The sequence below is a fragment of the Providencia sp. PROV223 genome (assembly GCF_028479245.1).
GTDB lineage: Bacteria > Pseudomonadota > Gammaproteobacteria > Enterobacterales > Enterobacteriaceae > Providencia > Providencia rettgeri.
Window position 1 is genome coordinate 68,900 of sequence record NZ_JAMPNG010000010.1, and the last position, 16,446, is coordinate 85,345.

At 45.1% G+C, this 16,446-nt stretch carries 19 protein-coding genes; 7 read left to right on the forward strand and 12 right to left on the reverse strand.

Translation table 11 applies throughout. The features are described from left to right. Positions 1–114: 114 nt before the first annotated feature. On the reverse strand, positions 115–972 hold the full coding sequence (locus PR767_RS12615; protein WP_272520407.1) for an AraC family transcriptional regulator: 858 nt from the start codon (positions 970–972) through the stop codon (positions 115–117). A 447-nt stretch (positions 973–1,419) separates the two neighbouring features. Between PR767_RS12615 and PR767_RS12620 the strand changes: the two genes are divergently transcribed. From PR767_RS12620 to ureG, 7 genes are read left to right on the forward strand one after another with little or no spacing between them, the layout of a single operon-like run. Then, positions 1,420–2,256 (forward strand): urease accessory protein UreD, encoded by an 837-nt coding sequence (locus PR767_RS12620; protein WP_117162538.1) that lies wholly within the window; start codon positions 1,420–1,422, stop codon positions 2,254–2,256. A gap of 20 nt (positions 2,257–2,276) precedes the next feature. Beyond that, entirely contained in the window at positions 2,277–2,579 is a 303-nt protein-coding gene (locus PR767_RS12625; RefSeq protein WP_004908484.1) for an urease subunit gamma, read from the forward strand. Between the two features lie 8 nt (positions 2,580–2,587). Beyond that, positions 2,588–2,911, forward strand: coding sequence for an urease subunit beta (locus PR767_RS12630; protein ID WP_004908481.1), 324 nt, complete (start codon positions 2,588–2,590; stop codon positions 2,909–2,911). 2 nt (positions 2,912–2,913) lie between these two features. Further along, positions 2,914–4,617, forward strand: coding sequence for an urease subunit alpha (ureC, locus tag PR767_RS12635; protein ID WP_117162539.1), 1,704 nt, complete (start codon positions 2,914–2,916; stop codon positions 4,615–4,617). A 23-nt stretch (positions 4,618–4,640) separates the two neighbouring features. Further along, positions 4,641–5,117, forward strand: a complete 477-nt coding sequence (gene ureE / locus PR767_RS12640) for an urease accessory protein UreE (protein WP_109911748.1) — start codon at positions 4,641–4,643, stop codon at positions 5,115–5,117. 21 nt (positions 5,118–5,138) lie between these two features. Next, positions 5,139–5,804, forward strand: coding sequence for an urease accessory protein UreF (locus tag PR767_RS12645; protein ID WP_109911747.1), 666 nt, complete (start codon positions 5,139–5,141; stop codon positions 5,802–5,804). Between the two features lie 10 nt (positions 5,805–5,814). Continuing rightward, positions 5,815–6,432: an urease accessory protein UreG gene (gene ureG / locus PR767_RS12650; protein WP_004908472.1), complete on the forward strand. Its 618-nt coding sequence runs from the start codon at positions 5,815–5,817 to the stop codon at positions 6,430–6,432. Positions 6,433–6,476: 44 nt separating this feature from the next. On the opposite strand, the gene hypE is transcribed toward ureG, so the two are convergent. The 11 genes from hypE to hybO form a co-directional block, all read right to left on the reverse strand. Beyond that, the gene (gene hypE, locus PR767_RS12655) at positions 6,477–7,502 is read right to left on the reverse strand and encodes a hydrogenase expression/formation protein HypE (protein ID WP_071524532.1); all 1,026 of its coding nucleotides are present in this window, start codon (positions 7,500–7,502) and stop codon (positions 6,477–6,479) included. Then, positions 7,503–8,615 (reverse strand): hydrogenase formation protein HypD, encoded by a 1,113-nt coding sequence (hypD, locus tag PR767_RS12660; protein ID WP_004908463.1) that lies wholly within the window; start codon positions 8,613–8,615, stop codon positions 7,503–7,505. Then, positions 8,599–8,895 (reverse strand): hydrogenase maturation factor HybG, encoded by a 297-nt coding sequence (gene hybG, locus PR767_RS12665; RefSeq protein WP_109911746.1) that lies wholly within the window; start codon positions 8,893–8,895, stop codon positions 8,599–8,601. Before hybG ends, hypD begins: the two co-directional genes overlap by 17 nt. Continuing rightward, on the reverse strand, positions 8,886–9,908 hold the full coding sequence (hypB, locus tag PR767_RS12670) for a hydrogenase nickel incorporation protein HypB (protein WP_267747789.1): 1,023 nt from the start codon (positions 9,906–9,908) through the stop codon (positions 8,886–8,888). The genes hybG and hypB overlap by 10 nt, the downstream gene beginning before the upstream one ends. A gap of 90 nt (positions 9,909–9,998) precedes the next feature. Then, positions 9,999–10,340, reverse strand: coding sequence for a hydrogenase maturation nickel metallochaperone HypA (hypA, locus tag PR767_RS12675; protein WP_004908455.1), 342 nt, complete (start codon positions 10,338–10,340; stop codon positions 9,999–10,001). After that, positions 10,333–10,824: a hydrogenase-2 assembly chaperone gene (hybE, locus tag PR767_RS12680; protein WP_004908451.1), complete on the reverse strand. Its 492-nt coding sequence runs from the start codon at positions 10,822–10,824 to the stop codon at positions 10,333–10,335. Before hybE ends, hypA begins: the two co-directional genes overlap by 8 nt. Next, positions 10,814–11,311, reverse strand: a complete 498-nt coding sequence (locus tag PR767_RS12685; RefSeq protein ID WP_004908450.1) for a HyaD/HybD family hydrogenase maturation endopeptidase — start codon at positions 11,309–11,311, stop codon at positions 10,814–10,816. Before PR767_RS12685 ends, hybE begins: the two co-directional genes overlap by 11 nt. Beyond that, entirely contained in the window at positions 11,311–13,014 is a 1,704-nt protein-coding gene (hybC, locus tag PR767_RS12690) for a hydrogenase 2 large subunit (RefSeq protein WP_109911743.1), read from the reverse strand. The genes PR767_RS12685 and hybC overlap by 1 nt, the downstream gene beginning before the upstream one ends. Continuing rightward, entirely contained in the window at positions 13,011–14,198 is a 1,188-nt protein-coding gene (gene hybB / locus PR767_RS12695; RefSeq protein WP_109911742.1) for a Ni/Fe-hydrogenase cytochrome b subunit, read from the reverse strand. Before hybB ends, hybC begins: the two co-directional genes overlap by 4 nt. Next, positions 14,182–15,168 (reverse strand): hydrogenase 2 operon protein HybA, encoded by a 987-nt coding sequence (gene hybA, locus PR767_RS12700; RefSeq protein WP_110731714.1) that lies wholly within the window; start codon positions 15,166–15,168, stop codon positions 14,182–14,184. Before hybA ends, hybB begins: the two co-directional genes overlap by 17 nt. A gap of 2 nt (positions 15,169–15,170) precedes the next feature. Further along, on the reverse strand, positions 15,171–16,289 hold the full coding sequence (hybO, locus tag PR767_RS12705; protein WP_004908437.1) for a hydrogenase 2 small subunit: 1,119 nt from the start codon (positions 16,287–16,289) through the stop codon (positions 15,171–15,173). Between the last annotated feature and the right edge of the window lie 157 nt (positions 16,290–16,446).

The window sequence follows — 16,446 nt, forward strand, 5'->3', positions numbered from 1 at the left end:
CAATATGAGTTATATTAAATTTAACGCCCTGATTGCTAGGCGCTACATCAATAGAACAGCGAATTTATTCGAGAAACCGTCAAAATTAAGCCGTTATTTGACTTACCTTAACAACTACTCATCAATTTCTTTGTCAAATTCAATTGGGTTAGAGTGCAAGGACAAATTGGTAATAAAATTCGGGTCGTTCGACTGCCTTGATTGCAACCGAAATTGAGAAGGCGTCATATTGTATTTTCGCTTAAAGACATCGCAAAAATAGGCATTACTGCCAAAACCGCAACGATGACTAATTTGAAAAACAGAATAATTCGAAAATGTTAAATAATTCAACGCCATTCCCATTCGAACATCTAGCAGTAATTGACGAAATGACACCCCTTCACGGTTCAAATGGCGACGCAAAGTTGAAGGTGTCGTAAATAACGCTTTCGCGACATCGTCTAAATGCCATTTTTTTTGCGGTTCTTGGGTTATCAAATGGGTAATTGCTTGGTTTTTCGGTTCATCATAATTAAAACGAAACAGGTTAAGAATATCGATACCCTCTTGATATACCGCCATTAAAATAAAATATAGGCTCTGTTTCATTAACAATGCTTCTTGGGATTTACTCTGTTTTTTTAATGGTAAGCATTGTTTTAATAAACTAAAGTTATCTCTCACCGTTTCAGGGGGAGAAACATGGTAAATGGGTTGGTGGCTAGTCAGTGGCGCACCCGACTTCATCAATGTTTTTAGTAATAAAAATACCGATTGTAATTCTTCTTCTGACATCGACAAGGTGTGTAATTCAAGCGGCTGATTCACGGTGTTACACACAATATTGCAAGAAACTTGGCTATATTTAGGAATAATTAAGGTGACATCGGTTTCAATTTCAATGGATTGACCGTTGATCACGACATTTCCTTTCGCGCCAGTTAACATGGCTATCATCGCGTTTTCAATATAAAACGCTTTTAACACCATTTGGCTTTCCGAAAGAAAGAATTTATATTCCATAATCTCTATAAACTGCAGTTAATGTCAGAATGACTTCCCAAGAAAAGGGATTGTTGAATAGATATAAAGCCACGTAGCAAAAGCATATCAACCCCATATCAGTGCGGATGAGAATATAGTCCCGTTACGCTGAAATCGCAATATAGATATACGCTCATTTTTTACTGTTATTTTGATGGTTGTTATATTTTCTAAATAAAATGCTGTTTAATTGAAAGGCAATTTTCGATATAAGGTGTAGAATCGCGCGGCAGACACATGCAGCCAACAACACTGCATAATAATAATGATTTTGGTATTCACTCACACCCTACCCTACTTGCATTAGCTTTTACATCATAAATACCCAATTTTTGCTGGGGTATAGCTAAACATGTTCGCGTATTTTTAGTTGACTGAGTTGCAGGAGAAAGTATGTCTGATTTTTCAGGATCAGGCTGGTTAGCTGAAATTTTTTTACGATATGAACTAAAACGTGGCGTCACCCGCTTAACGGACAAACAACATATCGGCCCTTTAATGGTTCAGCGGCCATTCTACCCCGAGCAAGGAATTGCACACACGTATTTACTTCATCCACCCGGTGGCGTTGTCGGGGGGGATAAACTCCTTATCAATATTGATGTTCAACCACATGCCCATGCGTTATTAACCACGCCTGGTGCAACAAAATTTTATCGTAGTGCGGGCGGCGTTGCACGACAACTACAAAGCTTAACCGTCGCGCCCAATGGGTTCTTAGAATGGTTACCTCAAGAAAATATTTTTTTCCCTGAGGCTCAAGTTCGCTTAGAGACTCATGTTCGAATCGCAAGTTCATCAAAATTTATCGGCTGGGAAATCCAATGTTTAGGCCGACCCGTATTAAACGAGCAATTCGACAACGGTGATATTCGGGGCCGCTTGCAGTTTTATATTGATGACAAACTCACCTTGGCAGAATCCATATTTATCGAGGGTTCACAAAAACAGTCAGCCGTCATGCGTGAATTTCCTATGGTAGGTTCCTTGTATATCTACCCCGCCAGCGATGAATTAAAAGCTGAACTTCACGAGAGTTTGGCCGTGTTTTTCTCTACGGAAGTGAGGCCGCTTGAGTATGGACTGACTGATGTAGACGGTATTTTAGTATTGCGGTTATTAGGTTCTCAAACCGAGCCCATGATGGCTTGCTTCGCCCATATTTGGCAGGCAACAAGACAATACTGGTTAGGTTATTACCCTGATCCGCCGCGTATTTGGGCAACTTAAACGTTTTTTAGGAGCAAAAAATGGAATTAACCCCCAGAGAAAAAGATAAATTATTGCTTTTTACGGCAGGCCTCGTTGCTGAAAGGCGTTTAGCCCGTGGATTAAAGCTCAATTACCCTGAGGCGGTCGCATTGATCAGTTGTGCGATTATGGAAGGCGCCCGTGATGGCAAGACGGTTGCCCAATTAATGAGCGAAGGCCGAACCGTGTTAACCGCAGAGCAGGTAATGGAAGGCGTGCCAGAAATGATCAAAGACATTCAAGTGGAATGTACATTTCCTGATGGCACAAAACTGGTTTCTATTCACGACCCGATTGTATAGGTAACAACATGATCCCCGGTGAAATTAAAGTCAACCACGCTTTAGGCGATATCGAACTCAATGCAGGTCGAGAAACCCAAACAATACAAGTTGCCAACCATGGTGACCGCCCGATTCAAATTGGCTCTCACTATCATTTTTATGAAGTCAACGACGCCCTAAAATTTGAGCGCGTAGGCACACTGGGTTTTCGTTTGAATATCCCAGCGGGTATGGCGGTGCGTTTTGAACCTGGACAAAGTCGTACTGTTGAGCTCGTCGCTTTTAGTGGCAAACGAGAAATTTATGGTTTCCATGGCAAAGTCATGGGCAAGTTAGAGAGTGAGAATTAATAATGAAAACAATCTCTCGTCAAGCGTATGCGGATATGTTTGGTCCCACAACCGGTGACCGCTTGCGCTTAGCTGATACAGAATTATTTCTAGAGATCGAAAAAGATTTCACCACCTATGGTGAAGAGGTCAAATTTGGTGGCGGTAAAGTTATTCGTGACGGCATGGGGCAAAGCCAAGTCACCAGTGACCAGTGTGTCGATGTGTTAATCACTAATGCCATTATTTTAGACCACTGGGGCATTGTTAAAGCGGATATCGGAATTAAAAACGGCCGTATTGCGGGGATTGGTAAAGCAGGCAACCCCGATGTTCAACCCAATGTTGATATCGTTATCGGCCCCGGCACAGAAGTGGTTGCTGGTGAAGGTAAAATTATCACCGCGGGTGGCGTTGATACTCACATTCATTTTATTTGCCCACAACAGGCAGAAGAAGGTCTGGTTTCCGGTGTTACCACCTTTATAGGCGGTGGAACTGGCCCTGTGGCGGGTACTAATGCCACGACCGTCACCCCCGGTATTTGGAATATGTACCGCATGTTAGAAGCCGTTGATGAACTGCCGATCAACGTCGGGCTATTTGGTAAAGGCTGTGTCAGTCAGCCCGAAGCGATTCGCGAACAGATCGAAGCGGGCGCAATAGGCTTAAAAATTCACGAAGACTGGGGCGCTACCCCAATGGCTATTCACAACTGCTTGAATGTGGCCGATGAAATGGATGTGCAAGTGGCTATCCATTCAGATACGCTAAATGAAGGTGGTTTTTATGAAGAAACCGTGAAAGCTATTGCAGGGCGAGTGATCCACGTATTCCATACTGAAGGTGCTGGCGGTGGCCATGCCCCTGACGTCATCAAATCTGTTGGGGAACCGAATATCCTGCCTGCATCGACCAACCCAACGATGCCATACACCATCAATACCGTTGATGAGCATTTGGATATGTTAATGGTATGCCACCACTTAGACCCATCGATTCCAGAAGATGTGGCTTTTGCTGAGTCTCGAATTCGCCGTGAAACCATTGCTGCGGAGGATATTTTACACGATATGGGTGCAATTTCTGTGATGTCTTCAGACTCACAAGCCATGGGACGCGTTGGCGAAGTGATTACTCGTACTTGGCAATGCGCTCATAAAATGAAATTACAGCGTGGGACGTTAGAAGGCGACACTCTCGATAGCGACAATAACCGTATCAAACGCTATGTGGCGAAATATACCATTAACCCCGCTATCGCCCACGGTATCGCCCATGAAGTCGGTTCGGTAGAAATCGGCAAATTAGCTGATATCGTGTTATGGGACCCTGCATTTTTTGGTATCAAACCTGCCCTTATCATGAAAGGGGGAATGGTCGCCTATGCGCCAATGGGCGATATTAACGCGGCAATCCCGACGCCACAGCCAGTACATTACCGCCCGATGTTTGGGGCGTTAGGTAAAGCAAAATACCATACCTCGATGATTTTTATGTCAAAAGCCGGTATTGAAGCAGGTGTTCCTGAAAAATTAGGCCTACAGAGCAAAATTGGCCGGGTTGAAGGCTGTCGAAACATTAGCAAAACCTCAATGGTTCACAACAGTTATGTGCCGCACATCGAACTTGACCCACAAACTTATATTGTCAAAGCCGATGGCATCCCACTAGTGTGTGAACCAGCGACTGAGTTACCGATGGCACAACGTTACTTTTTATTCTGACCCCTAATTAAAAGAGCCTGAGAATGAAAAAATTTATTAAAGTGGTTGCTCCACAACCGCATTCACCAACCGCGTTAACCCTGTGCTTAACCATGGATGAGCGCACCAAAAGCCGTTTAAAAGTCACTTTAAGCGATGGGCAAGAAGCGGGGCTATTTTTGCCGCGCGGAACCATCCTGAAGGAAGGCGATGTTTTATCCACTGAAGACGGCGAGTTAGTCACCATCGAAGCCGCGAAAGAGCAAGTTTCTACGGTTTACAGTGATGACGCTCTGTTGCTTGCTCGCGTTTGCTATCACTTAGGTAACCGCCATGTTCCATTGCAAATTGAAGCGGGCTGGTGCCGTTATTTTCATGACCATGTGCTAGATGATATGGCCCGTGGATTAGGCGCTACCGTCAGTGTTGGTTTAGAAAAATACCAACCAGAACCAGGGGCCTATGGCGGCTCATCAGGTGGTCATCACCACCATCACGGCCACGATGATCACCACCACTAATCGGGTTCAGGGAGTTTGCCTATGTTAGCAGATCTACGCTTATACCAGTTAGTTAGCCCTTCTTTACCTGTTGGGTCATTTACCTATTCACAAGGCCTAGAATGGGCGATTGAAAAAGGCTGGGTAACGACACCTGATACCCTTGCTGGCTGGCTAACCGCACAAATGACCCATGCGATTGCGACATTGGAACTCCCTGTTTTACGGCAAATTCATACTTCCCTTTCCCTTGGTGATATTGAAGCGGTGAAATATTGGTGTGAATTTATGATAGCCAGCCGTGAAACCAAAGAATTGCGTCAAGAAGAACGGCAACGAGGAATTGCTTTTGCCCGACTACTTCCTCAGCTAGGTATTGAACTGGATGCTAACCTGCAAACCTGCGTGAAACAAACCCAGCTAATGGCTTTCGCTCTCGCCGCAGTAAATTGGCAGATTGACGTTGAAAAATTGTGCACCGCGTATGCATGGGGTTGGCTAGAAAACACGGTGATGTCCGGTGTTAAGCTTATCCCTTTAGGGCAAAGCGCAGGGCAAAATATTTTATTTACCCTTGCTGAGCGCATACCCGAAGTGGTTACGCAATCGGCAATCTGGCCAATAGACGATATTGGCAGTTTTACACCTGCACAAATTATTGCCAGTAGTCGGCATGAAACCCAATACACACGACTTTTTCGTTCATGAGAAAAATGCTATGCAAGAATATAATCAACCCTTAAGAATTGGTGTCGGTGGGCCAGTCGGCTCAGGAAAAACCGCATTATTAGAAGTGTTATGTAAAGCCATGCGCGACACTTACCAAATTGCCGTTGTCACTAATGATATTTACACCCAAGAAGATGCCAAAATTTTAACCCGTGCCGAAGCATTAGATGCAGATCGCATTATTGGTGTTGAAACTGGTGGCTGCCCTCATACCGCTATTCGTGAAGATGCATCAATGAATTTAGCGGCAGTTGAAGAGTTAGCCATGCGCCATAAAAACCTTGATATCGTGTTTGTGGAAAGCGGCGGCGATAACCTCAGCGCGACGTTTAGTCCAGAGCTGGCAGACTTAACTATTTATGTTATCGATGTTGCTGAAGGCGAAAAAATCCCACGTAAAGGCGGCCCGGGGATCACTCATTCCGATTTATTGGTGATTAACAAAATTGACCTTGCACCCTATGTCGGCGCCTCATTAGAAGTGATGGAAGCCGATACCGCAAGAATGCGCCCAGTAAAGCCCTATGTGTTTACTAACTTAAAGAAAAAAGTCGGCTTAGAAACCATTATCGAGTTTATTATCGATAAAGGTATGTTAAGACGTTAATAGATTTGAACGCCCTATAGGTTTTATCTATAGGGCATTTTCAATTAACAAATACGGGGTAAAGGCTCACTGTGGGGTAAATCTAATAACCTTGATGTACCGAAGATCCCAACCAATTTGACTTGTTTTTGCTCAGTCACACAACCAATCGTGGCTGCATCTTTCCCTAATGGGTGTTGGTGTAGTGCAGCAATCACCGCACTTTCCGCTTCAGGTTTCACCACAATCACTAATTTGCCTTCATTCGCAAAGTTTAACGGCTCTAAGCCCAATAGCTCACACACCCCCCTAACCACAGAAGAGACAGGTAAATCGCCTTCATTAACAGCAATTCCACAGCCGCTAGCTTGGGCAAATTCATGTAGGATTGCCGTTACACCACCACGAGTTGCGTCTCGTAATGCCCGAACGCCGTCAATTTCACGTAGCGGTGCTATCAATGGCGTTAATACTGCACAATCACTGCAAAGCTCCGCTTCTAACCCAAGTTGTTCGCGTAGGTTTAAGATAGTGGCACCATGGTCACCCAACGTACCACTAACAATCACTTTATCCCCCGCTTGAATATGCTGAGCTCCCCACTGGATATTGCTCGGGATCACACCAATACCGGCCGTATTGATAAAAATTTTGTCTGCCGCCCCGCGCTGCACGACTTTGGTATCGCCGGTCACAATATCCACACCCGCAGCCGCTGCCGTTGCCGCCATGGATTCCACAATTGAGGTAAGTTCAGAAAGTGGAAAGCCTTCTTCCAAAATAAAACCGCAAGAAAGGTATTTGGGGATCGCACCACTGACTGCAACGTCATTCACTGTGCCGCAAACGGCTAATTTACCAATATTGCCCCCGGGAAAGAAAATCGGGTCGACGACATAGCTATCAGTACTGAATGCCAAACGATCGCCTAATACGGTCATTTCCGCCAGTGCTAGCCGAGCTTGGTCTTCCCGCTCATTCAACGCTTGGTTAGCAAATGCCTGCAAGAACAGTTGTTCAATTAATTGCTGCATCGCCTGCCCACCACTTCCGTGAGCCATCGTCACTACATTGTTAGCATTACGACTCATTTATGCCTCCCGACGATATTGATAATAAGCTGCACAGGCACCTTCAGAAGAAACCATTAATGCACCAAAAGCAGTTTGTGGCGTACAACGACGCCCAAATAACGTACATTCGCTGGGCTTACAGCGCCCTGTTAAAACCTCACCACAGCGCGCTTGCGGGTCATCCGCCACTTTATGGGGCTGTACCTGAAAACGCCTCTCGGCATCAAAAAATTGATAAGCTTGGGTTAATTGAACCCCTGAACCTGCAATTTCCCCCAATCCGCGCCACTCACTGGTTTGTTTGAGTTCAAAAACTTCCTCTAGCGCCTTAAGTGCTAACAGGTTGCCTTCATTAGCCACAATGCGTTTATATTGGTTTTCTACCTCACAACGGCCATCGGCGATTTGGTCAATTAACATGGCTAATGACTGCAAAATATCTAGGGGTTCAAACCCTGTGACAACCAAAGGCTTATGGAAGTCTTCGGTAATAAACTGGTAGGGATGCGCGCCAATCACCATGCTCACGTGCCCTGGCGCTAAAAAACCGTCAATACGCACATCCGGTTGTTCAAGTAAGCTACGCAAGGTGGGAATAATCGTAATATGCTGGCAGAACACACTAAAATTGGCTAGTTGGCGGCGTTTTGCTTGCTGCAAGGTGATTGCGGTGCTCGGCATGGTGGTTTCAAAGCCTAAGCCAAAGAAAACCACTTGGCGATGGGGATGCTGCTCTGCTAATGCCAAAGCATCTAGCGGTGAATAAACGATGCGGACATCCGCCCCATTACGCTTGGCGTCAAGTAAAGAGCCCTTTTCGCCCGGCACTCGCATTGCATCACCATAAGTACAAAAGATAACCTCTGGGTGCTGTGCAATTTCAATACAGCCATCAATTCGTCCCATTGGTAAAACGCACACAGGGCAACCTGGCCCATGAACAAATTCAATTTCAGCGGGTAATAACTGGTCAATACCAAACTTAAAAATCGCGTGGGTATGGCCTCCACAGACTTCCATGAGCTGCAATGGACGTCGTTTCGCTTGAGGTATTTCATTCACCCGTTGATGAATATGCGCCAATAGCGCTTTTGCAAGAACAGGGTCGCGAAATTCATCGACGTACTGCATCTGTTGCTCCTGCATTTAAACCGCTAAAATCACCAACTTCATGGTCTAATTGACTCATCGCGGTTAAGGCATCCAAGGTAGATTGTGCTTCTTCTTCATTGATGATACTCATGGCAAACCCGACGTGCACCAATACCCATTGGCCTAATAAATCAGTGGGGTCGCCTTCACAAATTAGGCCAATATTAACATCGCGTTTTACACCACAAACATCCACTTGAGCGAGTTGGTGAATATCTTCACCAACTGCAACTATCTTGCCAGGAATACCTAAGCACATAGCTGTGTCTCCAACCATGCCAGCCATGCATCCATCCCTTCGCCACATGTCGCAGACACTTGAATAACTTGGATATTGGGGTTCACCTGTTTGGCATTGGCAATACACGCATCGACATCAAAATTCAGGTATGGCAATAAATCAATTTTATTCAATAACATAATATCTGCTGCCGCAAACATATGTGGATATTTGAGAGGTTTATCTTCCCCTTCCGTGACCGACAGCACCGCCACTTTATGGCGCTCCCCTAAGTCAAAACTGGCAGGGCACACGAGGTTCCCAACATTTTCGATAAATAACAGGCTGTTATCTGATAAATCTAAACGTGCCGTTGCATCGTGTACCATTTGTGCATCTAAGTGACAGCCTTTTCCTGTATTCACTTGAATCGCAGGCACACCCGTTTCGCGGATCCGTTGTGCATCATTAGTGGTTTGTTGGTCACCTTCAATCACTGCACAATTGATTTTGTCACGTAGTCTTAATAAGGTTTCTGTGAGTAAGGTCGTTTTACCAGAACCCGGGCTAGAAACGAGGTTCAATGCCAAAATATTTTTCTGGTTAAAATCCTCGCGGTTATGTTCTGCCAGATGGTTATTTTTATCTAATACATCCATCTCAATTTGTAGCATGCGCTTTTGGCTGATCCCCGGAGCATGGGTACCCGCTTCACCGTAACCATAATCAAGGTCATGGTGTTCCCCAGCTGGTTTAAAACTCGCCTCTGCCGTTTGATAAATATGTTTATGCTTATGTTTGTGTTTATGCTTTTTAGATTTATTTTCAGCAGGTGCGGGTTCATATTGGTGATAATGGTTATGCACATCACCTTGATGATAGTAATGGTGATGAATAATCACTGTTTGCCCGTGAGATTCATGATCATGGTGGTGGTCATGATGGTCGTGATCGTGGTGGTGGTCGTGACCATGATGATGATCGTGACCGTGATGATGGTCATCCCCCTCAATTTTTCGCTCTCCCGATGCACATCCACAAGTACTACACATAAGTTTCACTCCCAACCGCTAAATTGTTAAATTAGATTAATACATAATCTATTGAGCCTGGTTGATACACCTCAAAGTCAGTTCCAAAAGCTATTCCACTTCCAACTCTTTGATGCGCAAACTCTCTCCACTCTCAACTTTCAGGTTCAGCCCCTGACAGCGTGGACAAACCGATTGGTGGCTGTCTACCTCCACCGTTTCACTGCAATCCCAACACCATGCTTGTGCGGGCGAGTAAATGATGTGGAGCTGGCAGCCTTCTGCAACCGTACCACGGCAAACGACATCAAAGCTGAAGCGAAATGCACTCTCTTCAACACAAGAGAGCGCACCAATTTCAAGCCAAACACCAGTGACTCGGCTAACTGCATTTTTTTTCGCCTGCTGTTCAATAATTTCTATCGTACTTTGGCATAACGAAATCTCATGCATCCTGCCCCCTTAAGTGACGGGTAAACAATGCCCTGCGTTCAGGTGCTTGAGGAATATTTGGGTCACTCACTGGGAGCGATAGCAATATTCGCTGGCAATCATCCACTAGGTGAATACCTTGTTCCGGTGTCATTTTCTTTTCTAATGGTGACATTAATGAGCAAGCAACATATTGAGTTAAACCGTCTAATTCACCCACGGTATACGTCATTTCACCATAGGGAAGAATTAACCCAACCTTGTCACCGACCACGCGGTGAGGCCAATATTGTTCAGGCCCCGGTAGAATAATCGCACTGAGCATCCATGGCGTGATCACCACGCCCACCCATTGCCCGTCAAACAGTGAGAATTCACTGGCATGCACTGGCATCGTTGGATGCAAAAATGACAAATCATGCATTGATTGTTCAGCAACGCGCGTAAATGCGGCCTCCACCAGAGGCCGAGGGTTAGTGTCATAACCTAAGATTTCATCCGGCATGCAAACTCTCTTCTTTTGCTATGATTTCCAAGCCTTCGCTTCGCAAAACCTCAATGACCTTTTGTAAAGCAGGCTCTAAAGCGGCCTGCCCAGTTGCTGTCAAACCAATATGCGGTTCGAGGGATTCAGGCACAACACCCACTAATGTTAGCTTCTGTGGGAATTCATCGGTTAAATGCAAAGCCGATAGCACATCTGATAAACCGAGTTGATGCGGGGAGATTTTACGCGTAAATAACGCAGGAACTTCGTCATCGCGCAAGACTAAAATCGAGCCAGCCTGCTGGCTCGATAACACGACGTCAGCAATAATTAAATGGTCTCTATCCGCCATTGGGCCAATTAGCTCCATTCCTGCCGTTCCGCCATCAAGTACTTCTACGCATTCAGGTAGATGATAGCGCTGTTCTAAAGCCTCAACGATGCGTACCCCAATACCTTCATCGCTGAGCAGTATATTGCCAACACCTAAGACTAAAATACGCATTACAGCACCTTAACCTTAGTGACTTCGCCACCTTCAGGGTCAACAATGTGCACCGCACAAGACATACAAGGGTCAAATGAGTGAATGGTTCGCACCACCTCAAGGGGTTTAGATGGGTCAGCAACGGGAGTTCCTACCAATGCTTGCTCATAAGGGCCCGGCTCATCATTGAAATTACGAGGGCCGGAGTTCCAAGTAGAAGGTACTACCGCTTGGTAATTTTCAATTTTACCGTCTTTGATAACCACCCAGTGGGATAACAAACCTCGAGGTACTTCACCAAAACCAACACCTTTAATAGTGACATTTTCTGGGAAAATTGGTTTTACAAAGGTGGTGTGATCCCCTTTTGCGATGTTGTCCACCAGCGCTTGCCATTGAATTGACAAGGTTTCATTCAATACACAGCAACGAACACTACGTCCGATAATCCGCCCCAATGTTGAATGCAGTTGATCCACACTAATACTGTTACCTGTCAATGTTTGATACAGGTTTACCACATCATTAAAGTGTTTTTCTGTCGGTTCATGTTTTGCCGCTAGTTTGCACAGTAAGTCTGCTAATGGCCCCACTTCGACGGTTTTATCATAGAAAGTCGGTGCTTTTACCCATGAATATTTACCGTCATCATCCCAACCGGTGTAATCTGGGTTCGTGGTACCTTCCCACGGTGCTTGAGGTTCATTTTCTTTGTACCATGCATGTTTGCTACTTTCTTTGATACCGTTGATCAAATACTCGTCTGTATGGCTAGTAATGGGGCGATAAGTACTAAAATCGCTGTTTTCAAGATAACCGCCCGGTAATAGGAAGCTCCCGTTTTTACCATCCATTGGCATTTCAGGCATGCACATGTAATGTTTCGCGCCTTGACCGACTTCGAGCCATTCAGGGTAGCCCGCGGCAATCACTGCTGCGTCAATCTTATACACTTGCTCAATAAAATCCCCTAAACGGTCAATAAAGGATTTCACATACATCAAACGTTCAAGGTTCAGAACCCCGACACCATCAAGGTTAATAGGGTTTGCCACACCACCAACTGCAAGGTTTTGAATATGCGGTGTTTTCCCGCCTAATAATGCCACAATACGGTTAGCATCTCGCTGACATTCAAGGGCTTGTAAATAGTGGGCCACGGCAATTAAGTTTACCTCAGGCGACAGCTTCATCGCTGGGTGCCCCCAATACCCATTAGCAAAAATACCCAATTGCCCACTGGCAACCAGTTTTTTAATTTTGTCTTGAACTCGTGTGAACTCTTCTGGGCTATTCAGTGGCCACGTCGAAACGCCTCTTAGGATTTCGGCCGCTTTATTGGGGTCTGCATTCAGCGCAGAGGTGATATCCACCCAATCTAACGCAGATAATTGATAGAAATGAACAATATGGTCTTGAATGGTATGCGCGGCTAGAATCATATTACGGATATACTGCGCATTAACAGGGACATCAATATTTAAGGCACTTTCAATGGTGCGTACCGATACAATACCGTGCACTGTAGTACAAACCCCACAGATACGCTGCATAATCATCCAAGCATCACGGGGGTCTTTCCCTTTGACTATCTCTTCCATACCGCGCCACATCGTGCCTGAAGCCCAAGCCTTGGTGACTTTTCCATCTTCAATTTCACAATCAATGCGTAAGTGACCTTCGATACGAGTGACTGGGTCTATTGTTATACGTTGGCTCATGCTTTACCTCGGGCCTCTGAATGGCTCATCGTTGTTTTTTTCAATGCTGGAATAACAGGTAATAAGCGGATCAATAAGATATAAGCGCATACCTCTATTGCCACGAAACCTATTGAAATTAAAAGTTCTTCTGTTGTTGGGAAGTAGTCGTATCCGCCTCCGGGGTTGAATGCAACGAGGGAATAGCTCATCCGCCACATGGCAGCGCCAATCAACATGCTTAAACCGCTTGCATATAACCACCGTGAATCATTTCTTAGTGATGGCATGCGGAAAATAATCAATGGGAAAACCATTAATGCGGTTTCTATCCAGAACATCATGGCGTAGAAATCGGTATTGAAGATATGGTGCAATTTATCTCGATAAATCAGCTCCCCAAAACGACAGACCAAAAACAGTACTAACAGTACCTGCAAGATACGAGTGATACGAACAAACAGTGGTCGTTCATCTGCGCCCTGCCCACGTAATGCGGCTTGGAGTAATGACCCTTCAAAAATGACAATCGAAAAGCCCATAATGAATGCGGTTAGTAATGAGAGTAATGGCAGCATTTCATAACTTTGCCAAATAGGATGAACTTTATATCCTGCCGAAATCATCAATGAACCCATTGATGATTGGTGCATCATCGGCAATAACGCTCCTAGCGCAATAATGAAAAACATCACTTTATTTAAGCGTTTTAACGAAACTTTCCAACCAAAACGTTCACACAGTGCGGGGGCAAATTCCAATGCCATCACACCAATATAAATCGTCATACAAACCGCAGTTTCAAACAGCACCGAATTGGTGTTAAAGAAACCAGGAATGTAAAAGTAAGGCAAGTTCCAGTAGCGACCTACGTCAATGGTGATGGACAACCCACCGAGAGAGTAACCGAACAAACTGGCTAATAGTGCGGGACGCACTAACGGATGATATTCACCGCGGTTAAATACATATACTGCCCAAGCCAGCGCCCAACCACCACAAGCAAAACCGGTTCCAATCAGTAAGTCAAAAGCAATCCAAATTCCCCAAGGATAGCCACCATTTAGGTCAGAAACTGAACCTAGGCCGAAGACTAAACGTTTAACTATCAAGATGACACAAATCAGCACTAAGGGCCCAAATACCATGATTGGCCAACTGACTAAACGCCCGCCTAGCGGCTGTTCTTTATGATGCGTCGTCATTTGAGTCATCTCCTTCGTGTTTGTCATTCTTGGTATTGCGATACACCAAGAAACTCAACCCAGCCAACGCGGCCAATGGCAGTACCATGCCTTTATAAAGCGTGTGCTGCACATACTCAGAACGGGCTCCTGTGGACAACTGTTCTAACTCAGGCAGCCCAAGGTTTTGATAGGGTACACCTGAAAGAACAATAACTTGCGTGCCACCGCCTTCGAGCTCGCCATAAACATGAGCCTCATATTTCGGTACTTTAATGACATTCGGGTCATTGCTATGTAAGGTTTGTCGTGGGTAACCGTACTCATCACCCACTTTGAGTGTTAAGCGTTTTTTGGCTTCCGCGAGCAATTCTTCTCGCGTTCCGAAAATCACCGCGCCCGTTGGACAAACTTCAACACAACCGGGTAAGCCGCCTTTATCTAAACGTTCGACACCTTTTTGGTTACATAACTCGCATTTATGAATTGCGCCAAATTTGTCATCGTAGGCATATTTCGGAATATTAAAAGGACACGCCACCATGCAATAACGGCAGCCGGTACATACGCTGGCATCGTAATGAACAATGCCAGTTTTTGGGTCTTTCTTCAGGGCTTGAACAGGGCAAACCGACACACAGTTAGGGTCAACACAATGCATACATTGTTTTTTAATGTAGGCGTAACCGTCTTTTTCTTGGTCTTTATTAACGCCTGTTCCGCTACTCCAAACCTGAATAATATTGTTGGTATAAGGGGTTAGTTTGTCATTATTTGACCAAGTTTGTTCCCCGACCGGGTTACGTTCCGGATGGTTAATATCTTGGCATTTTGTCACGCATGCCTGACACCCAATACACAGGGTCGAGTCATATAGCATTCCCAAAGAATTGGGAATCGGCGGACGGTTTTCAGGCCCCGCCAAACTGGGTGAACTTCCCGCAAGTAATGCTCCCCCCGCGGAGAGTTTCAGAAAATTTCGTCTATTCACGGTTATTCTCCCCGTGAGTCAGTATCTTGTTGGCGTTTTTGACGGCCTAATTCACGTACCGCCATCACGCTGACGCCAGCCACTAACCCGACAACACCACCGATTAATCCCACAGCAGTAGATGAAATTTGGCCACCTTCACGATTATTGACATCCGGTTTATCCACCCGTGGTGTTGGGTTTTCCACGCTCGCCAACTGATGGATCGCTTTGTGAAAGCCTACATTTTCCTCATTACAGCCATAACAAGGGTGACCAATTGCCACAGGCCAGACACCGCCAACATCACAGAATTGTAATGTGGAACAGTTCCCGTAAGTTTCAGGCCCCTTACAGCCTAAATGGTATAAACACCAACCTTCACGATGACCATCATCACCGAACTCTTTTGCGAAGCGGCCCGCATCAAAATGAGGGCGACGCTCACAGTGTTCATGAATTAAACGACCGTACGCGAACATTGGACGATTTTTACTATCCAATTTTGGTGGGCGATTAAACGTAATTAAGTGCGCGACTGTCGCAAGGAAATTATGTGGATTAGGCGGGCAACCTGGAATATTGATAACTGTTTTATCTTTAATCACTTGGTTTAAACCCACAGCTCCTGTTGGGTTATCGCCTGCTGCAGCAACACCGCCCCACGAAGCGCAAGAACCAATCGCAATCACAGCTGCGGCGTGTTCAGCCACTTCACGAATATGCTCAACAATCGGCTTACCCGCTACCATGCAATAAATACCGTTATCTTTTAGTGGGATAGAACCATCGACAACTAAAACATATTTTCCTTTGTACTTTTCAATTGCGTTATGTTTGTTTTGCTCAACTTGCTCACCAAAGGCAGCAGACAACACCTCGTGGTATTCCAATGAAATGGTATCGAGAATTAAATTTTCTAACGTAGGATGAGTGGAACACAACAAAGATTCTGTACATCCCGTACACTCTTGGGCACCAATCCAAATGACCGGTGGCCGTGCTGGGTCACTAATAGATTCCGCTATTTGGGCTGCAGCCTTCCCGCTTAATCCCATTGTCGCGGCCAGTGCTGTACATAACTTCATAAAATCACGGCGGTTAATGCCATGCGAAGAAATAATAGAGTTATCTCCTATCATTCTTTTTTCCTATTATTATGGGTGGCTTAGAACCTATTCATTAGGCAATTTTTTTTTATTATCTTAAGGTTATAGATACCACAAAGCCCTGTGTACAAATGAGGCACACACCTTTGGCTTGTATTTTTCTATTTAAAAAGTTAACAAAACTAAGTCT

What these genes read in the sequence shown, in the direction of transcription:
- PR767_RS12615 (WP_272520407.1), bottom strand. Translation starts at nt 972, where the DNA reads ATGGTGTTAAAAGCGTTTTATATTGAAAACGCGATGATAGCCATGTTA.
- PR767_RS12620 (WP_117162538.1), top strand. Translation starts at nt 1,420, where the DNA reads ATGTCTGATTTTTCAGGATCAGGCTGGTTAGCTGAAATTTTTTTACGA.
- PR767_RS12625 (WP_004908484.1), top strand. Translation starts at nt 2,277, where the DNA reads ATGGAATTAACCCCCAGAGAAAAAGATAAATTATTGCTTTTTACGGCA.
- PR767_RS12630 (WP_004908481.1), top strand. Translation starts at nt 2,588, where the DNA reads ATGATCCCCGGTGAAATTAAAGTCAACCACGCTTTAGGCGATATCGAA.
- ureC (WP_117162539.1), top strand. Translation starts at nt 2,914, where the DNA reads ATGAAAACAATCTCTCGTCAAGCGTATGCGGATATGTTTGGTCCCACA.
- ureE (WP_109911748.1), top strand. Translation starts at nt 4,641, where the DNA reads ATGAAAAAATTTATTAAAGTGGTTGCTCCACAACCGCATTCACCAACC.
- PR767_RS12645 (WP_109911747.1), top strand. Translation starts at nt 5,139, where the DNA reads ATGTTAGCAGATCTACGCTTATACCAGTTAGTTAGCCCTTCTTTACCT.
- ureG (WP_004908472.1), top strand. Translation starts at nt 5,815, where the DNA reads ATGCAAGAATATAATCAACCCTTAAGAATTGGTGTCGGTGGGCCAGTC.
- hypE (WP_071524532.1), bottom strand. Translation starts at nt 7,502, where the DNA reads ATGAGTCGTAATGCTAACAATGTAGTGACGATGGCTCACGGAAGTGGT.
- hypD (WP_004908463.1), bottom strand. Translation starts at nt 8,615, where the DNA reads ATGCAGTACGTCGATGAATTTCGCGACCCTGTTCTTGCAAAAGCGCTA.
- hybG (WP_109911746.1), bottom strand. Translation starts at nt 8,895, where the DNA reads ATGTGCTTAGGTATTCCTGGCAAGATAGTTGCAGTTGGTGAAGATATT.
- hypB (WP_267747789.1), bottom strand. Translation starts at nt 9,908, where the DNA reads ATGTGTAGTACTTGTGGATGTGCATCGGGAGAGCGAAAAATTGAGGGG.
- hypA (WP_004908455.1), bottom strand. Translation starts at nt 10,340, where the DNA reads ATGCATGAGATTTCGTTATGCCAAAGTACGATAGAAATTATTGAACAG.
- hybE (WP_004908451.1), bottom strand. Translation starts at nt 10,824, where the DNA reads ATGCCGGATGAAATCTTAGGTTATGACACTAACCCTCGGCCTCTGGTG.
- PR767_RS12685 (WP_004908450.1), bottom strand. Translation starts at nt 11,311, where the DNA reads ATGCGTATTTTAGTCTTAGGTGTTGGCAATATACTGCTCAGCGATGAA.
- hybC (WP_109911743.1), bottom strand. Translation starts at nt 13,014, where the DNA reads ATGAGCCAACGTATAACAATAGACCCAGTCACTCGTATCGAAGGTCAC.
- hybB (WP_109911742.1), bottom strand. Translation starts at nt 14,198, where the DNA reads ATGACGACGCATCATAAAGAACAGCCGCTAGGCGGGCGTTTAGTCAGT.
- hybO (WP_004908437.1), bottom strand. Translation starts at nt 16,289, where the DNA reads ATGATAGGAGATAACTCTATTATTTCTTCGCATGGCATTAACCGCCGT.